Genomic DNA, 14425 nt, shown 5'->3' with positions numbered 1-14425 from the left:
CGGCGTCGAAAATCGGCGCGGCGGAGCCGGTCATGAAGCGGTTGGCCTTGAGAAAATGTTCGTCGTGTTCGATGTGCACCGCTTGCTCACAGGCCAGTGCGGTGCCGATCGCATTGGTGCCGCTGCTGCGCTCCATCCAGCTCGCCCCGGCCTGAAAGCCCCGGGCCAGATTCGGTTCGATAAAGCGCTGTGTGCCCCATGAGGTCAGCACCTGACCCTGATTGTCGGCGAGCATGATCAGGCAGTTGGAGTTGCTGAGGATGTTTTCGTAGTAGGGCAGGACTTCCTGATGCGTGGTCTGCACCAGCGAGTGATGGCTGTCGAGCAACCGCGCAATGCCGGCGGCGGGCAATTGATCGAAGGCCGGGGCGCTCTGGTGGTCGAGGCCGAACGCGCGGCAACGTTGCCAGGAGGTCTGGACGATCGCGTCGTGGGACAGCGGCGAAGCAGGTGCGGCCATGGGGGCGAGCCTCTGAGTGCAGCGATTTTATTATTGTTATGAACCCGATCTTCCAAACTACGCAAATCCCCCTGTGGGAGCGAGCCTGCTCGCGAAAGCGTCGGTTCAGTCAATGCATTCATTGAATGACACACCGCTTTCGCGAGCAGGCTCGCTCCCACAGGGGATCCATTTTGCATTCAGGATTGGGCAAAAGCGTGCATAGAGTGTTGTTCACTATTGTTCATTGTCAATCACTCCGACTGTTCAAAAGTGTTCAGCTGTGAACGCCGCTTGCCCCCGTAAACACTGCTTCTCAAGACAAATCAAGCACTTGCCATTTCTGGCACGAATGTCGCTCTGTTGCTCCGGTCGCTTGACTCCAAAAATAACAAAGGCCGAGCCATGTCACTCACCCTGGAGCACGTCAGCCGTACCGTCGAGGGCCAGATCTGGATCGACGATGCGTGCCTGAAATTCGAACCCGGATCCTTCAACGTTCTGCTCGGGCGCACCCTGTCCGGCAAGACCAGCCTCATGCGCCTGATGGCCGGCCTCGACAAGCCCGACAGCGGCCGCGTGCTGATGAACGGCGTCGACGTCACCCAGCGCCCGGTGCGGCTGCGCAACGTGTCGATGGTCTATCAGCAGTTCATCAATTACCCGACCATGACGGTGTTCGAGAACATCGCCTCGCCACTGCGCCAGGCCGGCATCTCGAAAGAGATCATCCACAGCAAGGTGCAGGAAACCGCACGCATGCTGCGCATCGAGAAGTTCTTGCAGCGCTATCCGCTGGAGCTCTCCGGTGGGCAGCAACAGCGCACGGCCATGGCCCGCGCGCTGGTCAAGGATGCTGAACTGATCCTCTTCGACGAGCCGCTGGTCAACCTCGACTACAAGCTGCGCGAAGAGCTGCGTCAGGAAATGCGCGAGCTGTTCAAGGCCCGCCACACCATCGCCATCTACGCCACCACCGAGCCCAACGAAGCGCTGGCCCTCGGCGGCACCACCACCATCCTGCACGAAGGCCGGGTGATCCAGAGCGGGCCGTCGACCGAGGTCTATCACCAACCGCAATCGGTGCTCGCCGCTGAATTGTTCTCCGAGCCGCCGATCAACCTCATGCCGGGACGCATTGCCGGCAACGAAGTCAGCTTCGCCAACTTCGTACACTTTCCGCTGAACGTCGATCTGCGCCCGGTGGGCGAGGGCGAGTTCCGCTTCGGTGTACGCCCGAGCCATATCTCGCTGGTGCCGAGCAACGATGACGACCTCGAACTGGCGGTGACCGTCGAGGTCGCCGAAATCAGCGGCTCGGAAACCTTCCTGCATGTGCGCAACGAGCACTTTCTGTTGGTGCTGCACTTGCCCGGGGTTCACGAATACGACGTCGATGCGCCGATCCGCATCTATATCCCGACCCACAAACTGTTCGTTTTCGATGCGCAGGGCCGTCTGGTGCAAGCACCGGGCCGGCGTGTCGCGAGGGTTGCCTGATGGCCGAAATCCGTTTGCAGCACCTCGCCCACAGCTACAGCAAAACCCCGAGCGGCGCGGAGGATTACGCGATCCGCGAGATGGATCACGTCTGGGAGCAGGGCGGCGCCTACGCCTTGCTCGGCCCGTCCGGTTGCGGCAAGTCGACCTTGCTCAACATCATTTCCGGCCTGCTCAGCCCGTCCCAGGGCCACGTGTTGTTTGACGGCAAAGCGGTCAACGACCTCACGCCGGAGAAGCGCAACATCGCCCAGGTTTTCCAGTTTCCGGTGGTCTACGACACCATGACCGTGTTCGACAACCTCGCTTTCCCGCTGCGTAATCAGGGCATGGCCGAGGCGAAAGTGCACAGCAAGGTGCAGGAAATTGCCGAAGTGCTCGATCTGCAGAATCTGCTGAGCAAGAAAGCGCGCAATCTCACCGCCGACGAAAAGCAGAAAGTCTCCATGGGCCGTGGCCTGGTGCGCGACGACGTCTCGGCAATCCTCTTCGATGAGCCGCTGACGGTGATCGACCCGCACCTGAAGTGGAAGCTGCGGCGCAAGCTCAAGCAGATCCACGAGCAGTTCAACATCACCATGGTCTACGTCACCCACGATCAACTGGAAGCCTCGACCTTCGCTGACAAGATCGCGGTGATGTACGGCGGTCAGATCGTCCAGTTCGGTACACCACGGGAATTGTTCGAGCGGCCGAGCCACACCTTTGTCGGCTATTTCATCGGCAGCCCGGGGATGAATCTGATCGAGGTGCAGCCGCAGCCCGGTGGCGTCGGTTTCGCCTCAACGCACCTGCCGTTATCCGACGCCTTGCAGCGCCATATCGAGCACGGCCAGTGGAAAAATCTCAAGGTCGGCATCCGCCCCGAGTTCATTCATGTGTGGGACGAGCCGTTTGACGACGCGATGCAGGCCGAAGTCGTACACGTCGAAGACCTCGGCACCTACAAGATCATGACCCTCAACCTCGACGGCGCACCGTTGAAGGTGCGTCTGGCTGAAGACAAACCGGTGCCTCAGGGCACGGCTTACATCAGCTTCCCGGCGCAATGGCTGATGGTCTATGCCGACGAATTTCTCCTGGAAGTCAGCGACGAGGAGGCGCAGCCATGAACAAAGTGCAGAACAACAAGGCCTGGTGGCTGGTGTTGCCGGTGTTCCTGCTGGTGGCGTTCAGTGCGGTGATCCCGATGATGACCGTGGTCAACTATTCGGTGCAGGACATCTTCGACCAGTCCAGCCGCTACTTCGTTGGTGCTGACTGGTACAAGCAAGTGTTGCTTGATCCGCGTCTGCACGACTCGCTGCTGCGCCAGTTCATCTATTCCGCCTGCGTGCTGCTGATTGAAATCCCGCTGGGCATCGCCGTCGCGCTGACCATGCCGACCAAGGGCCGCTGGTCTTCGGTGGTGCTGATCATTCTGGCGATACCGCTGCTGATTCCGTGGAACGTGGTCGGCACCATCTGGCAGATCTTCGGCCGCGCCGACATCGGCCTGCTCGGTTCCAGCCTCAACGCGATGGGCATCAGCTACAACTACGCGGCCAACACCATGGACGCCTGGGTGACGGTGCTGGTGATGGACGTCTGGCACTGGACTTCGCTCGTCGCGCTGCTGTGTTTCTCCGGTTTGCGGGCGATTCCCGACGTCTATTACCAGGCCGCGCGGATCGACCGCGCCTCGGCCTGGGCAGTGTTCCGCCACATTCAATTGCCCAAACTGAAAAGCGTACTGCTGATCGCGGTGATGCTGCGTTTCATGGACAGTTTCATGATCTACACCGAGCCGTTCGTGCTCACCGGCGGCGGGCCGGGCAATGCCACGACCTTTTTGAGTCAGACGTTGACGCAGATGGCTGTAGGGCAATTCGACCTCGGTCCGGCAGCGGCGTTTTCGCTGGTGTACTTCCTGATCATCCTGTTGGTGTCGTGGCTGTTCTATACCGCCATGACGCACTCCGACGCCAACCGCTGAGGCCCGGCCATGAGCAAGAAAAAGCTTATTCCGTTGCTGGTCTACATCCTGTTCCTGCTGGTGCCGATCTACTGGCTGCTGAACATGTCATTCAAGAGCAACACCGAAATCCTCGGCGGGCTGACGCTTTTCCCACAGGACTTCACGCTGGCGAACTACAAGGTGATCTTCACTGATCCGAGCTGGTACACCGGCTACCTGAACTCGCTGTATTACGTCAGCCTCAACACGGTGATTTCCCTGAGCGTGGCGTTACCGGCGGCTTACGCGTTTTCACGCTATCGTTTCCTCGGCGACAAGCATCTGTTCTTTTGGCTGCTGACCAACCGCATGGCGCCGCCGGCGGTGTTCTTGCTGCCGTTCTTTCAGTTGTATTCGTCGATCGGCCTGTTCGACACGCACATCGCCGTGGCTTTGGCGCACTGCCTGTTCAACGTGCCGCTGGCGGTGTGGATTCTCGAAGGTTTCATGTCCGGCGTGCCCAAGGAGATCGACGAAACGGCCTACATCGACGGCTACAGTTTCCCCAAGTTTTTCGTGAAGATTTTCATCCCGTTGATCGGTTCCGGTATCGGCGTCACGGCGTTTTTCTGCTTCATGTTTTCCTGGGTCGAGCTGCTGCTGGCGCGCACGCTGACCTCGGTCAACGCCAAGCCGATTGCGGCGGTGATGACGCGCACGGTGTCGGCGTCGGGGATCGATTGGGGCGTGCTGGCAGCGGCGGGGGTGTTGACCATCCTGCCGGGCATGCTGGTGATCTGGTTTGTACGCAACCACGTGGCCAAGGGCTTTGCCCTCGGTCGGGTATGAGGAGCTGATGATGGAATGGATGAGCTGGACGACACCGACCGCCGCGTTCTTCATCGGCATCGGTCTGATTCTGGTGGGCATGACCACCTGGGAATTGCGCTCGCCGAGCATTCTGCGGCGCGGGTTTCTGCCGATTGCCACCACCCGTGGCGATCGCTTGTTTATCGGTCTTCTCGGCAGCGCCTACCTGCATTTGCTGGTAATCGGCGTCACCGACTGGAGCATCTGGGTGGCGTCCGCGTTGTCCCTGGTGTGGCTGTTGGCTGTGATGCGTTGGGGCTAGTCGAATCGTTCGGCAACGCGGCTCCACAACTTAAACAGGAGGTCTCTATGTTCGATAAAAACAATAAGCTGCGACATAGCATTTCATTGGCAGCCATGCTGGCACTCAGCGGTCTGAGCGCATCTGCCTGGGCCGACGCCTACGAAGATGCTGCGAAAAAATGGATCGGCAGCGAGTTCAAGCCCTCGACCCTGACGGCCGAACAGCAGCTTGAAGAATTGAAGTGGTTCATCAAGGCCGCCGAGCCGTTTCGTGGCATGGACATCAAGGTCGTTTCCGAAACCCTGACCACCCACGAATACGAGTCCAAGGTGCTGGCCAAGGCCTTCAGCGAAATCACCGGGATCAAACTCACCCACGACCTGCTGCAGGAAGGCGACGTGGTCGAGAAAATGCAGACGGTGATGCAGTCGGACAAGAACATCTACGACGGCTGGGTCAACGACTCTGACCTGATCGGCACGCACTTTCGCTACGGCAAGACCGAATCGATCACCGACCTGATGGCCAACGAGGGCAAGAACTTCACCTCGCCAACCCTCGACATCAAGGACTTCATCGGCATTTCTTTCACTACTGCGCCGGACGGCAAGATCTATCAGCTGCCCGACCAGCAATTCGCCAACCTGTACTGGTTCCGTGCCGACTGGTTCGAACGCGCCGATCTGAAAGCCAAGTTCAAGGAAAAATACGGCTACGAATTAGGCGTGCCGGTGAACTGGTCGGCCTATGAAGACATCGCCAAATTCTTCAGCGAAGACGTCAAGGAAATCGACGGCAAACGCGTCTACGGCCACATGGATTACGGCAAGAAAGACCCGTCGCTGGGCTGGCGCTTCACCGATGCCTGGTTCTCCATGGCCGGTGGCGGCGACAAGGGACTGCCCAACGGCTTGCCGGTGGACGAGTGGGGCATCCGCGTCGAAGACTGTCATCCCGTCGGTTCAAGCGTGACCCGCGGCGGCGACACCAACGGCCCGGCGGCCGTGTTTGCCACCACCAAATACGTCGACTGGCTGAAGAAATACGCGCCACCGGAAGCGGCCGGCATGACTTTCTCCGAGTCCGGCCCGGTGCCGTCGCAGGGCAACATTGCCCAGCAGATCTTCTGGTACACCGCGTTCACCGCCGACATGACCAAACCCGGCCTGCCGGTGGTCAACGCCGACGGCACGCCGAAATGGCGCATGGCGCCGTCGCCTAAAGGCCCGTATTGGGAAGAGGGCATGAAGCTCGGCTATCAGGATGTGGGGTCGTGGACGTTCATGAAATCCACGCCTGAGAAACAGAAACTCGCGGCGTGGCTGTACGCGCAGTTCGTCACGTCGAAAACTGTTTCGCTGAAGAAAACCATCGTCGGTCTGACACCTATTCGCGAGTCGGACATCAACTCGCAGGCCATGACCGATCTGGCGCCGAAACTCGGTGGTCTGGTCGAGTTCTATCGCAGCCCGGCCCGTGTGCAATGGTCGCCGACCGGCACCAACGTGCCCGACTATCCACGTCTCGCTCAGCTGTGGTGGAGCCATATTGCCGAAGCGGCCAGCGGCGAGAAAACACCGCAACAAGCGCTCGATGGCCTGGCCAAGGATCAGGACCGCATCATGGAACGCCTCGAACGCTCCAAGGCCCAGGCCACTTGCGCACCAAAAATGAACCCGGAACGCGATGCGCAATACTGGTTCGATCAACCGGGCGCACCGAAGCCGAAACTGGCCAACGAGAAGCCGAAGGGCGAAACCGTGAGCTATAGCGAACTGCTGAAATCCTGGGCGGATGCGCGCAAGTGATGTTGGAAATGTGAGAAGCGAACGGCACCGGAAGGTGCCGTTTTCTTTGCTGCCTGATCTGCGGCTTTCGCGAGCAGGCTCGCTCTCACAGGACCTAAGGTGTCATCGGATGTTTTGAGCAGACCTATCCATTGTGTGAGCGAGCCTGCTCGCGAAAGCGATGTGCAAAACACAATGATGTCGACTGACTTGCCACCGCTGGGTCAGACCAGAACGGCCAGATCGGTGTACTGAGCCACCAAAGGATCAGCCGTGAGCAGCTTCATCGGCTCGGTCATTGCTGTGGCCACAATAATGCGGTCAAACGGATCCCGGTGATGGTGTTCAAGATCTTTCACCGCAATCGCGTGTTCTGCGCTCACTGGCAATTCAATAAACCCGCTATCAATGCAATATTGACGGATTTCTTCCAGGTCGACATTCAGCTTTCCAAGTCCGACCTTGATCGCCATTTCCCAGAATGTTGCCGCGCTCACGTAGATATCAGCTGCATTTTCAATGATTTTTCTGGCGTTGGTGGTCAGTCTGGCATCATCACTTAGCGTCCAGAGCAGAATATGCGTGTCAAGCAGAAGCCTCATGCCTGCGTGCCTTCAAATGCATCCAATATTTCGTCGGAAAGAGGTGAGTCGAAATCTTGGGGCAGTACGAGTTTGCCCTTCATCGCGCCAATGCGCTGTGCGCTGGATCTCCCTATCGGAACAAGACGAGCCATCGCCCGCCCATGCTTGGCAATCGTGATGACTTGGCCAGCAGCGGCATCATCGACGAGTTTCGATAAATTGTTTTTGGCCTCAGCCAGCGGAACGATGATCATCAGCTCACCTCTGTATTCTGGATAAATATAGCCAGAATATTTCAGCGCTGCAAAGTCGCGCCAATGCTCCGTGCAGCCAAGCGTCCTATCCGTCGACCTGCGCTGATAGTGCAGTTGCGCAACATTGCATTGTCGCTGGGCAGCCAAAGCATCGACACCTTCCATCAACTCACAAAAGATATCTCGTTTCATTACCCGCCTCGATTCAATATCTACCTGCCAGGGCACCTACCTTAGAACTGTTCTCCGGGGTTGGCTGTAGGACGAAACGGAGCTTAAGGAGAGAGCTTTCGGAGTTTGTATAAGGATGCAAGTGGGCCGGTAAAATATCGTACAAAACGCTTTCATGCTGTATCCAGAACCCAGGCAGTACACGAGACTGCAGGAGCGATGCACCCTGATGCTATGAGCCACACACACACACCTGTGGGAGCGGGCTTGCCCGCGATGACGCTTGCACAAACGCCGGCGATATCGACTTCTGCTACAAACAAAAAACGGCACCCGAAGGTGCCGTTTTCATTTCCAGCCAGATCAGCCGAGCAATCAGCCCGCCAGACCCGCCTGCTGTACCAGCACCAGCAATGGCTGCGGGTACACGCCCAGGAAGAATGCGACCAGGGCGATGGCCAGCAGCATCACGCCGCCTGCCTTCTGTTCCCAGTGCAGCTGGGCGTCGTGGCGACGCAGGTTAGGCTCGATCAGGTACAGGGTGACCATCACGCGCAGGTAGTAGAAAACGCCGATGGCGCTGCCCAGTACCAATGCGCCGACCAGCCACCACTGACGCGTTTCGACGCCGCTGGCGATGATGTAGAACTTGCCGATGAAGCCGGCGGTCAGCGGGATGCCGGCCAGGGACAGCATCATCACGGTCAGCACGGCGGTCAGGTACGGACGGCGCCAGAACAGGCCGCGGTACTCGTACAGCGCGTCAGCGTCGCGGCCGTTGTACGGCGACGACATCAGGGTGATCACGCCGAACGCGCCGAGGCTGGTGATTACATAAGTCACCAGATAGACGCCGATGGCTTCCACCGCCAGACCCTTGCTCGCCACCAGCGCGATCAGCAGATAGCCGAAGTGCGCAATCGACGAGTAACCGAGCAGACGCTTGAGGTTGCTCTGGGTCAGGGCCAGCAGGTTACCGAACAGGATCGAGGCGACCGCGATAACGCTGAGCACATCGCTCAGCACACCACTGCTGGCAGCAGGGGAGAGCTGGAACAGACGCACCATCACCGCAAACACTGCGACCTTCGAAGCGGTAGCGAGGAACGCCGCCACCGGTGCCGGTGCACCTTCGTAGACGTCCGGCGTCCACAGGTGGAACGGTACCAGCGACAGCTTGAACGCCAGACCGATGAGCATCATGCCCAGGCCCAGTTGCGCCAGCGGGCTTGGCAGGCCGGTTGCAGCCAGGGCCTGACCGATGCCAACGAAGCTCAGCGAACCGGCGTCGGCGTAGAGCAGCGCCATACCGAACAGCAGGAACGCGGAACCGGCGGCCGACAGCACCATGTACTTGATGCCGGCTTCCAGCGAACGCTTGTTGAAGAAGGCGTAAGCCACCAGACCGTAGACCGGTACCGAGAGCAGTTCCAGACCGATGAACAACCCGGCCAGGTGCTGCGCGCTGACCAACACCAGACCACCGGCGGCGGCCATCAGGATCAGCAGGTACAGTTCTTCGCGATTGCCCGGGTAACCCGAACCGCCATCACCCAAATAGGCGTGGGCGAGGGTGACGCAGGCGAGGGTGGCGACCAGGATCATCGCCATGTACAGGCAGGCAAACGCGTCGATCTGCAGCAACGGGGTCACGGCTAGAGGCGCGACTTTCAACGCAGGCAGGATCGACAGCAGGGCCAGGTTCAGACCCGCCACCGAAATCAGGAAGGTCTGCGAGTGGTTGCGGCGCCAGGCGATTGCCAGCATCACCACGATAATGGTGAGGCTGGTGATCAACAGTGGCGCAAGCGCAATAAAGTGTTGAATCGTGAATTCCATAGCGCTCTTACCGGGCCGAAGCGAGTTGAGAGAAGGCGGTGCCGAGCCACTGCTGCACGCCATGCATGGTGGCGGCAGAGGTGTCGAGGAACGGTTGCGGGTAGACGCCGAGGTAAATCAGCAGCACCGCCAGACCGAGCACCATGATCAGTTCGCGCGCGTCCATGCCGTGCAGCACCGCGTCGGATTTCGACGGGCCGAAGTAGGCACGGTGGATCATGATCAGCGAGTAGACCGAACCGAACACCAGACCGGACGTGGCAATCGCCGTGACCCATGGAGCGCTGGCGAAGGAGCCAATCAGGATCAGGAATTCGCCGACGAAGTTACCGGTGCCCGGCAAGCCCAGCGACGCCGCAGCGAAGAACAGGCTGATCGCCGGCAGGTAAGCGATACGCGACCACAGACCGCCCATCTCACGCATGTCACGAGTGTGCAGACGCTCGTACAACTGACCGCTGAGGATAAACAGTGCCGCTGCCGACAGACCGTGCGCCAGCATCTGGATCACTGCGCCTTGCAGCGCCAGTTGGCTGCCGGAGTAGATACCGATCAACACGAAGCCCATGTGGGAAACGGAAGAGAAGGCAATCAGACGCTTGATGTCGGTTTGTGCGAACGCCAGGAACGCGCCGTAGAAGATCCCGATCAGACCCAGGGTCATGGCGATCGGCGCGAACTCGGCCGAAGCGTTCGGGAACAGCGGCAGGGCGAAACGCAGCAGACCGTAGGCCGCGGTTTTCAGCAGGATACCGGCGAGGTCGACGGAACCGGCAGTCGGTGCCTGGGCGTGAGCATCAGGCAGCCAGGAGTGGAACGGTACGACGGGCAGCTTGACCGCGAAAGCGATGAAGAAGCCGAGCATCAGAATGTACTCGGTGGTCATCGACATCTTGGTTTTCAACAGGTCGGCGTAGTTGAAGGTGATCACGCCGGTGTTGTTGAAGTTGACCAGCACCAGACCGAGGATCGCCACCAGCATGATCAGGCCGGACGCCTGAGTGAAGATGAAGAACTTGGTCGCCGCGTAGATCCGGGTTTTCTTGCCGTCCGAAGAACTGTGACCCCAGAGCGCGATGAGGAAGTACATCGGCACCAGCATCATTTCCCAGAAGAAGAAGAACATGAACAGGTCGAGGGCGAGGAACACGCCGACCACACCGCCCAGAATCCACATCAGGTTGAGGTGGAAGAAGCCAACGTGACGTTGAATCTCTTTCCACGAGCAGAGTACCGAGAGGATACCCAACAGACCGGTCAGCAGGATCATCAACAGCGACAGGCCGTCGAGGGCCAGGTGCACGTTGATGCCGAAACGCTGGATCCAGACATGCTTGAACTCAAGCGCCCAGGTCGGATCGGCGCCCGGCGCCGGTGCGAATGAATAGTCACCGTGGGCCCACAGCCAGAGGCCGAGCGCGAGTTCCAGGGTCATGGTCAACAGCGCAATCCAGCGCGGGAGGGTAGCGCCGAAGCGCTCACCCATCCAGCACAGCAGGCCGCCGATGAAGGGGATCAGGATTAGCCAAGGCAGAATCATGACGGGCTCGTTTCCTTTCGCAAATTCGCAAGGTTCATATCAGACCGCTACCAGCACGATGGCGCCGATCACCAGCACGGCACCAGCAGCCATCGAGGCGGCGTACCAACGCAGTTGACCGGTCTCGGTGCGGCTCAGGGCAGTGTGACCACCCTTGGCCATACGCGGGATCAGACCGATGGTCTGGTCGAGCGGGTCTTTGCGCAGTACATGGCTGATCGCAAGGTACGGCTTGACGAACAGTTTGTCGTAGATCCAGTCGAAGCCCCAGGCAGCGAACCACCAGGCCGAAAGGAAACGGCCGATGCCGCTGTTGGCGATCGCCGTGACGAAGCGACGCTTGCCAAGGAACAGCAGCGCTGCCAGCAGGATACCGGCCAGGGCGATGGCGCCCGAGGCGATTTCCAGACTGTGCTTGGCTTCGCCACCGGCATGCCCGACGCTTTGCGGCAGTACGCCGTGCAGCGGTGGCACGATCATCGCGCCGACGAAAGTCGACAGCACGATCAGCACCGACAGCGGCAGCCAGTGGGCAATGCCGTGGCCGGCGTGGGCTTCGGTCTTGGCTTCACCGTGGAACGCGATGAAGATCAGGCGGAAGGTATACAGCGACGTCATGAACGCACCGACCAGACCTGCGTAAAGCAGACCCTGGTTACCGCTGGCGAACGCTTCCCAGAGGATTTCGTCCTTGGAGTAGAAGCCTGCGGTAACCAGTGGCAGAGCGGCCAGCGCGGCACCACCGACGATGAAGCTGGCGTAGGCCAGTGGCAGTTTCTTCCACAGACCGCCCATCTTGAAGATGTTCTGCTCGTGGTGGCAGGCAACGATCACCGCACCGGAAGCAAGGAACAGCAGGGCCTTGAAGAAGGCGTGGGTCATCAGGTGGAAGATCGCGCCTTCCCAGGCGCCAACGCCCAGCGCCAGGAACATGTAGCCGATCTGGCTCATGGTCGAGTAGGCGAGGATACGTTTGATGTCGGTCTGCACCAGCGCGGCAAAACCGGCCAGTACCAGGGTCACGCCACCGACGATGCCGACGAGGTGCAGGATGTCCGGCGCCAAGGCAAACAGACCATGGGTACGGGCGATCAGGTAGACACCGGCGGTGACCATGGTCGCGGCGTGGATCAGTGCCGAAACCGGGGTAGGGCCGGCCATCGCATCCGCGAGCCAGGTCTGCAGTGGCAGCTGAGCCGATTTGCCGACAGCGCCACCGAGCAGCATCAGGGTTGCCAGAACGATCCAGAAGTCGCCGACCTTGAAGTGCTCCGGCGCACGTACCAGCAGTTCCTGGACGTTCAGCGTGCCCAGTTGCTGGAACAGGATGAACAGGCCGATGGCCATGAACACGTCGCCGATGCGGGTGACGATGAACGCCTTGAGTGCCGCGTTACCGTTGTTGCGGTTGCTGTAGTAGAAACCGATCAACAGGTACGAGCACAGGCCCACGCCTTCCCAGCCGAAGTAGATGAACAGCAGGTTATCGCCGAGGATCAGGAACAGCATGCTGGCGATGAACAGGTTGGTGTACGAGAAGAAGCGCGAGTAACCGTCTTCGCCACGCATGTACCAGGACGCGAACAGGTGGATCAGGAAGCCGACGCCGACGACCACACCGAGCATGGTCACCGACAGGCCATCCAGGTACAGCGCGAAGTTCGGCTGGAAACCTTCCACCGACATCCAGCGCCACAGCACCTGGGTGTACACGCCACCCTCCGGCGGTGCGACGTTGAATTGCCAGATCACGTAAGCGGTGACGATGGCCGACAGGCCGATCGAACCGACACCGATCAGCGCCGAGAGGTTTTCCGAGAAGCGGCCGCGCGAGAACGACAGCAACAGGAACCCGATCAGAGGGAATACGAAAGTCAGAAAGAGTAGGTTCATCCGCGCATCTCACTGGCAGCGTCGATATCGAGCGTGTGGAAGCGGCGATACAGTTGCAGCAGGATCGCCAGGCCAATACTGGCCTCGGCTGCGGCAAGGCTGATCACCAGGATGAACATGATCTGTCCATCCGGCTGCGCCCAGCGGGCGCCCGCAACGATGAAGGCCAGGGCAGAGGCGTTCATCATCACTTCCAGACTCATCAACACGAACAAAATGTTGCGGCGGACCATCAGGCCGACCAGACCAAGGCAGAACAGGATGCCGGCAACGGCTAAACCATGTTCGAGAGGGATAGCAGGCATGTCTTACTCCTTCGCCTCGTTACGGCCCAAATGGAACGCCGTGACGGCTGCGGCAAGCAGCAGCATCGAGGCGAGTTCGACTACCAGCAGGTACGGGCCGAACAGGCTGATGCCCACGGCTTTCGCGTCTACGGTGGTGTGGCCGATGGCCTGACCGCTCTGGTGAGCGAACAGCACATACAGCAGTTCGGCCAGCAGCAGCGCGGCAAGAATCACCGGTCCTGCCCAGATGCCGGGCTTGAGCCAGGTGCGTTCCTGCTGCACTGAGGCGGGACCCAGGTTGAGCATCATCACCACGAACACGAACAGCACCATGATGGCGCCGGCGTAGGCGATCACTTCCAGCACACCGGCGAACGGCGCGCCGAGGGCGAAGAAGGTCATGGCAACGGCGATCAACGAGATGATCAGGTAGAGCAGGGCGTGCACGGGGTTGGTGTTGGTGACCACACGCAGCGTGGACACCACAGCAATACCCGATGCGAAATAGAAAGCGAATTCCATCGTTCTTCCTTAAGGCAGCAAGCTCTTCACGTTGATCGGTTCGGCTTCGTTCTGCGCAGCGCCTTTCGGCTTGCCAGCGATTGCCATACCTGCAACACGATAGAAGTTGTAATCAGGGTTTTTGCCGGGGCCGGAGATCAAAAGATCTTCTTTCTCGTACACCAGGTCCTGACGTTTGAACTCGGCCATCTCGAAATCCGGGGTGAGCTGGATCGCGGTGGTCGGGCAGGCTTCCTCGCAGAGGCCGCAGAAAATGCAGCGCGAGAAGTTGATGCGGAAGAAGTCCGGGTACCAGCGACCGTCTTCGGTTTCAGCTTTCTGCAGCGAGATGCAACCCACCGGGCAGGCCACGGCGCACAGGTTGCAGGCTACGCAGCGTTCTTCGCCATCGGGGTCGCGGGTCAGGACGATGCGGCCACGGTAACGCGGCGGCAGGTAGACCTGCTCCTCGGGGTATTGCAGGGTGTCGCGCTTGCGAAAGCCATGGCCGAAGACCATGACCAGGCTGCGCAACTGGGTACCGGTACCCTTAACGATGTCGCCAATATATTTGAACATG

General features: G+C 59.7%; 14 protein-coding genes and 1 pseudogene. 6 read left to right on the top strand and 9 right to left on the bottom strand.

The features are described from left to right. A pseudogene (locus tag D8U70_RS26630) lies at window positions 1–460 on the bottom strand (sigma-54-dependent Fis family transcriptional regulator); the annotation flags it as partial. A gap of 384 nt (window positions 461–844) precedes the next feature. Here D8U70_RS26630 and D8U70_RS26620 point away from each other — a divergent pair. The 6 genes from D8U70_RS26620 to D8U70_RS26595 are packed head-to-tail and all read left to right on the top strand — an operon-like array spanning window position 845 to window position 6797. Further along, window positions 845–1939 carry an ABC transporter ATP-binding protein gene (locus D8U70_RS26620; protein ID WP_016775291.1) on the top strand — a complete coding sequence of 365 codons (1095 nt, stop codon included), beginning with the start codon at window positions 845–847 and terminating at the stop codon, window positions 1937–1939. Continuing rightward, the gene (locus D8U70_RS26615) at window positions 1939–3051 is read left to right on the top strand and encodes an ABC transporter ATP-binding protein (protein ID WP_073471307.1); all 1113 of its coding nucleotides are present in this window, start codon (window positions 1939–1941) and stop codon (window positions 3049–3051) included. Before D8U70_RS26620 ends, D8U70_RS26615 begins: the two co-directional genes overlap by 1 nt. Further along, window positions 3048–3914, top strand: a complete 867-nt coding sequence (locus D8U70_RS26610) for a sugar ABC transporter permease (protein WP_007912484.1) — start codon at window positions 3048–3050, stop codon at window positions 3912–3914. Before D8U70_RS26615 ends, D8U70_RS26610 begins: the two co-directional genes overlap by 4 nt. Before the next feature lie 9 nt (window positions 3915–3923). Next, entirely contained in the window at window positions 3924–4724 is an 801-nt protein-coding gene (locus D8U70_RS26605; RefSeq protein WP_024013421.1) for a carbohydrate ABC transporter permease, read from the top strand. Between the two features lie 10 nt (window positions 4725–4734). Beyond that, window positions 4735–5007, top strand: coding sequence for a DUF2160 domain-containing protein (locus D8U70_RS26600; protein ID WP_038861868.1), 273 nt, complete (start codon window positions 4735–4737; stop codon window positions 5005–5007). A gap of 47 nt (window positions 5008–5054) precedes the next feature. Further along, window positions 5055–6797, top strand: coding sequence for an ABC transporter substrate-binding protein (locus D8U70_RS26595; RefSeq protein WP_016775286.1), 1743 nt, complete (start codon window positions 5055–5057; stop codon window positions 6795–6797). Window positions 6798–7000: 203 nt separating this feature from the next. On the opposite strand, the gene D8U70_RS26590 is transcribed toward D8U70_RS26595, so the two are convergent. From D8U70_RS26590 to nuoI, 8 genes are all read right to left on the bottom strand, one after another. Beyond that, window positions 7001–7378: a type II toxin-antitoxin system VapC family toxin gene (locus tag D8U70_RS26590; RefSeq protein ID WP_130930118.1), complete on the bottom strand. Its 378-nt coding sequence runs from the start codon at window positions 7376–7378 to the stop codon at window positions 7001–7003. Then, the gene (locus D8U70_RS27845; protein WP_163032913.1) at window positions 7375–7806 is read right to left on the bottom strand and encodes a type II toxin-antitoxin system prevent-host-death family antitoxin; all 432 of its coding nucleotides are present in this window, start codon (window positions 7804–7806) and stop codon (window positions 7375–7377) included. Before D8U70_RS27845 ends, D8U70_RS26590 begins: the two co-directional genes overlap by 4 nt. 354 nt (window positions 7807–8160) lie before the next feature. After that, window positions 8161–9624: an NADH-quinone oxidoreductase subunit NuoN gene (gene nuoN / locus D8U70_RS26580; RefSeq protein WP_024013420.1), complete on the bottom strand. Its 1464-nt coding sequence runs from the start codon at window positions 9622–9624 to the stop codon at window positions 8161–8163. 7 nt (window positions 9625–9631) lie between these two features. Then, entirely contained in the window at window positions 9632–11164 is a 1533-nt protein-coding gene (nuoM, locus tag D8U70_RS26575) for an NADH-quinone oxidoreductase subunit M (protein ID WP_016775285.1), read from the bottom strand. A 39-nt stretch (window positions 11165–11203) separates the two neighbouring features. Next, entirely contained in the window at window positions 11204–13057 is a 1854-nt protein-coding gene (gene nuoL, locus D8U70_RS26570) for an NADH-quinone oxidoreductase subunit L (protein WP_024013419.1), read from the bottom strand. Continuing rightward, on the bottom strand, window positions 13054–13362 hold the full coding sequence (gene nuoK, locus D8U70_RS26565; protein ID WP_003180046.1) for an NADH-quinone oxidoreductase subunit NuoK: 309 nt from the start codon (window positions 13360–13362) through the stop codon (window positions 13054–13056). The genes nuoL and nuoK overlap by 4 nt, the downstream gene beginning before the upstream one ends. A 3-nt stretch (window positions 13363–13365) precedes the next feature. Beyond that, window positions 13366–13866, bottom strand: a complete 501-nt coding sequence (nuoJ, locus tag D8U70_RS26560; protein WP_007951462.1) for an NADH-quinone oxidoreductase subunit J — start codon at window positions 13864–13866, stop codon at window positions 13366–13368. A 9-nt stretch (window positions 13867–13875) separates the two neighbouring features. Then, window positions 13876–14424 (bottom strand): NADH-quinone oxidoreductase subunit NuoI, encoded by a 549-nt coding sequence (nuoI, locus tag D8U70_RS26555; RefSeq protein ID WP_016775283.1) that lies wholly within the window; start codon window positions 14422–14424, stop codon window positions 13876–13878. Window position 14425 lies beyond the last annotated feature (1 nt).

The organism is Pseudomonas sp. Sample_20, assembly GCF_004307585.1.
Taxonomy (GTDB): Bacteria; Pseudomonadota; Gammaproteobacteria; order Pseudomonadales; family Pseudomonadaceae; genus Aquipseudomonas; species Aquipseudomonas atacamensis.
The sequence above is the reverse complement of the archived record's forward strand: the minus strand, read 5'-3'. Positions and strand labels throughout refer to the sequence as shown.

Bases quoted from the DNA above. Each gene is read 5' to 3' on its own strand.
- D8U70_RS26620 (WP_016775291.1), top strand. From the start codon at position 845: ATGTCACTCACCCTGGAGCACGTCAGCCGTACCGTCGAGGGCCAGATC.
- D8U70_RS26615 (WP_073471307.1), top strand. From the start codon at position 1,939: ATGGCCGAAATCCGTTTGCAGCACCTCGCCCACAGCTACAGCAAAACC.
- D8U70_RS26610 (WP_007912484.1), top strand. From the start codon at position 3,048: ATGAACAAAGTGCAGAACAACAAGGCCTGGTGGCTGGTGTTGCCGGTG.
- D8U70_RS26605 (WP_024013421.1), top strand. From the start codon at position 3,924: ATGAGCAAGAAAAAGCTTATTCCGTTGCTGGTCTACATCCTGTTCCTG.
- D8U70_RS26600 (WP_038861868.1), top strand. From the start codon at position 4,735: ATGGAATGGATGAGCTGGACGACACCGACCGCCGCGTTCTTCATCGGC.
- D8U70_RS26595 (WP_016775286.1), top strand. From the start codon at position 5,055: ATGTTCGATAAAAACAATAAGCTGCGACATAGCATTTCATTGGCAGCC.
- D8U70_RS26590 (WP_130930118.1), bottom strand. From the start codon at position 7,378: ATGAGGCTTCTGCTTGACACGCATATTCTGCTCTGGACGCTAAGTGAT.
- D8U70_RS27845 (WP_163032913.1), bottom strand. From the start codon at position 7,806: ATGAAACGAGATATCTTTTGTGAGTTGATGGAAGGTGTCGATGCTTTG.
- nuoN (WP_024013420.1), bottom strand. From the start codon at position 9,624: ATGGAATTCACGATTCAACACTTTATTGCGCTTGCGCCACTGTTGATC.
- nuoM (WP_016775285.1), bottom strand. From the start codon at position 11,164: ATGATTCTGCCTTGGCTAATCCTGATCCCCTTCATCGGCGGCCTGCTG.
- nuoL (WP_024013419.1), bottom strand. From the start codon at position 13,057: ATGAACCTACTCTTTCTGACTTTCGTATTCCCTCTGATCGGGTTCCTG.
- nuoK (WP_003180046.1), bottom strand. From the start codon at position 13,362: ATGCCTGCTATCCCTCTCGAACATGGTTTAGCCGTTGCCGGCATCCTG.
- nuoJ (WP_007951462.1), bottom strand. From the start codon at position 13,866: ATGGAATTCGCTTTCTATTTCGCATCGGGTATTGCTGTGGTGTCCACG.
- nuoI (WP_016775283.1), bottom strand. From the start codon at position 14,424: ATGTTCAAATATATTGGCGACATCGTTAAGGGTACCGGTACCCAGTTG.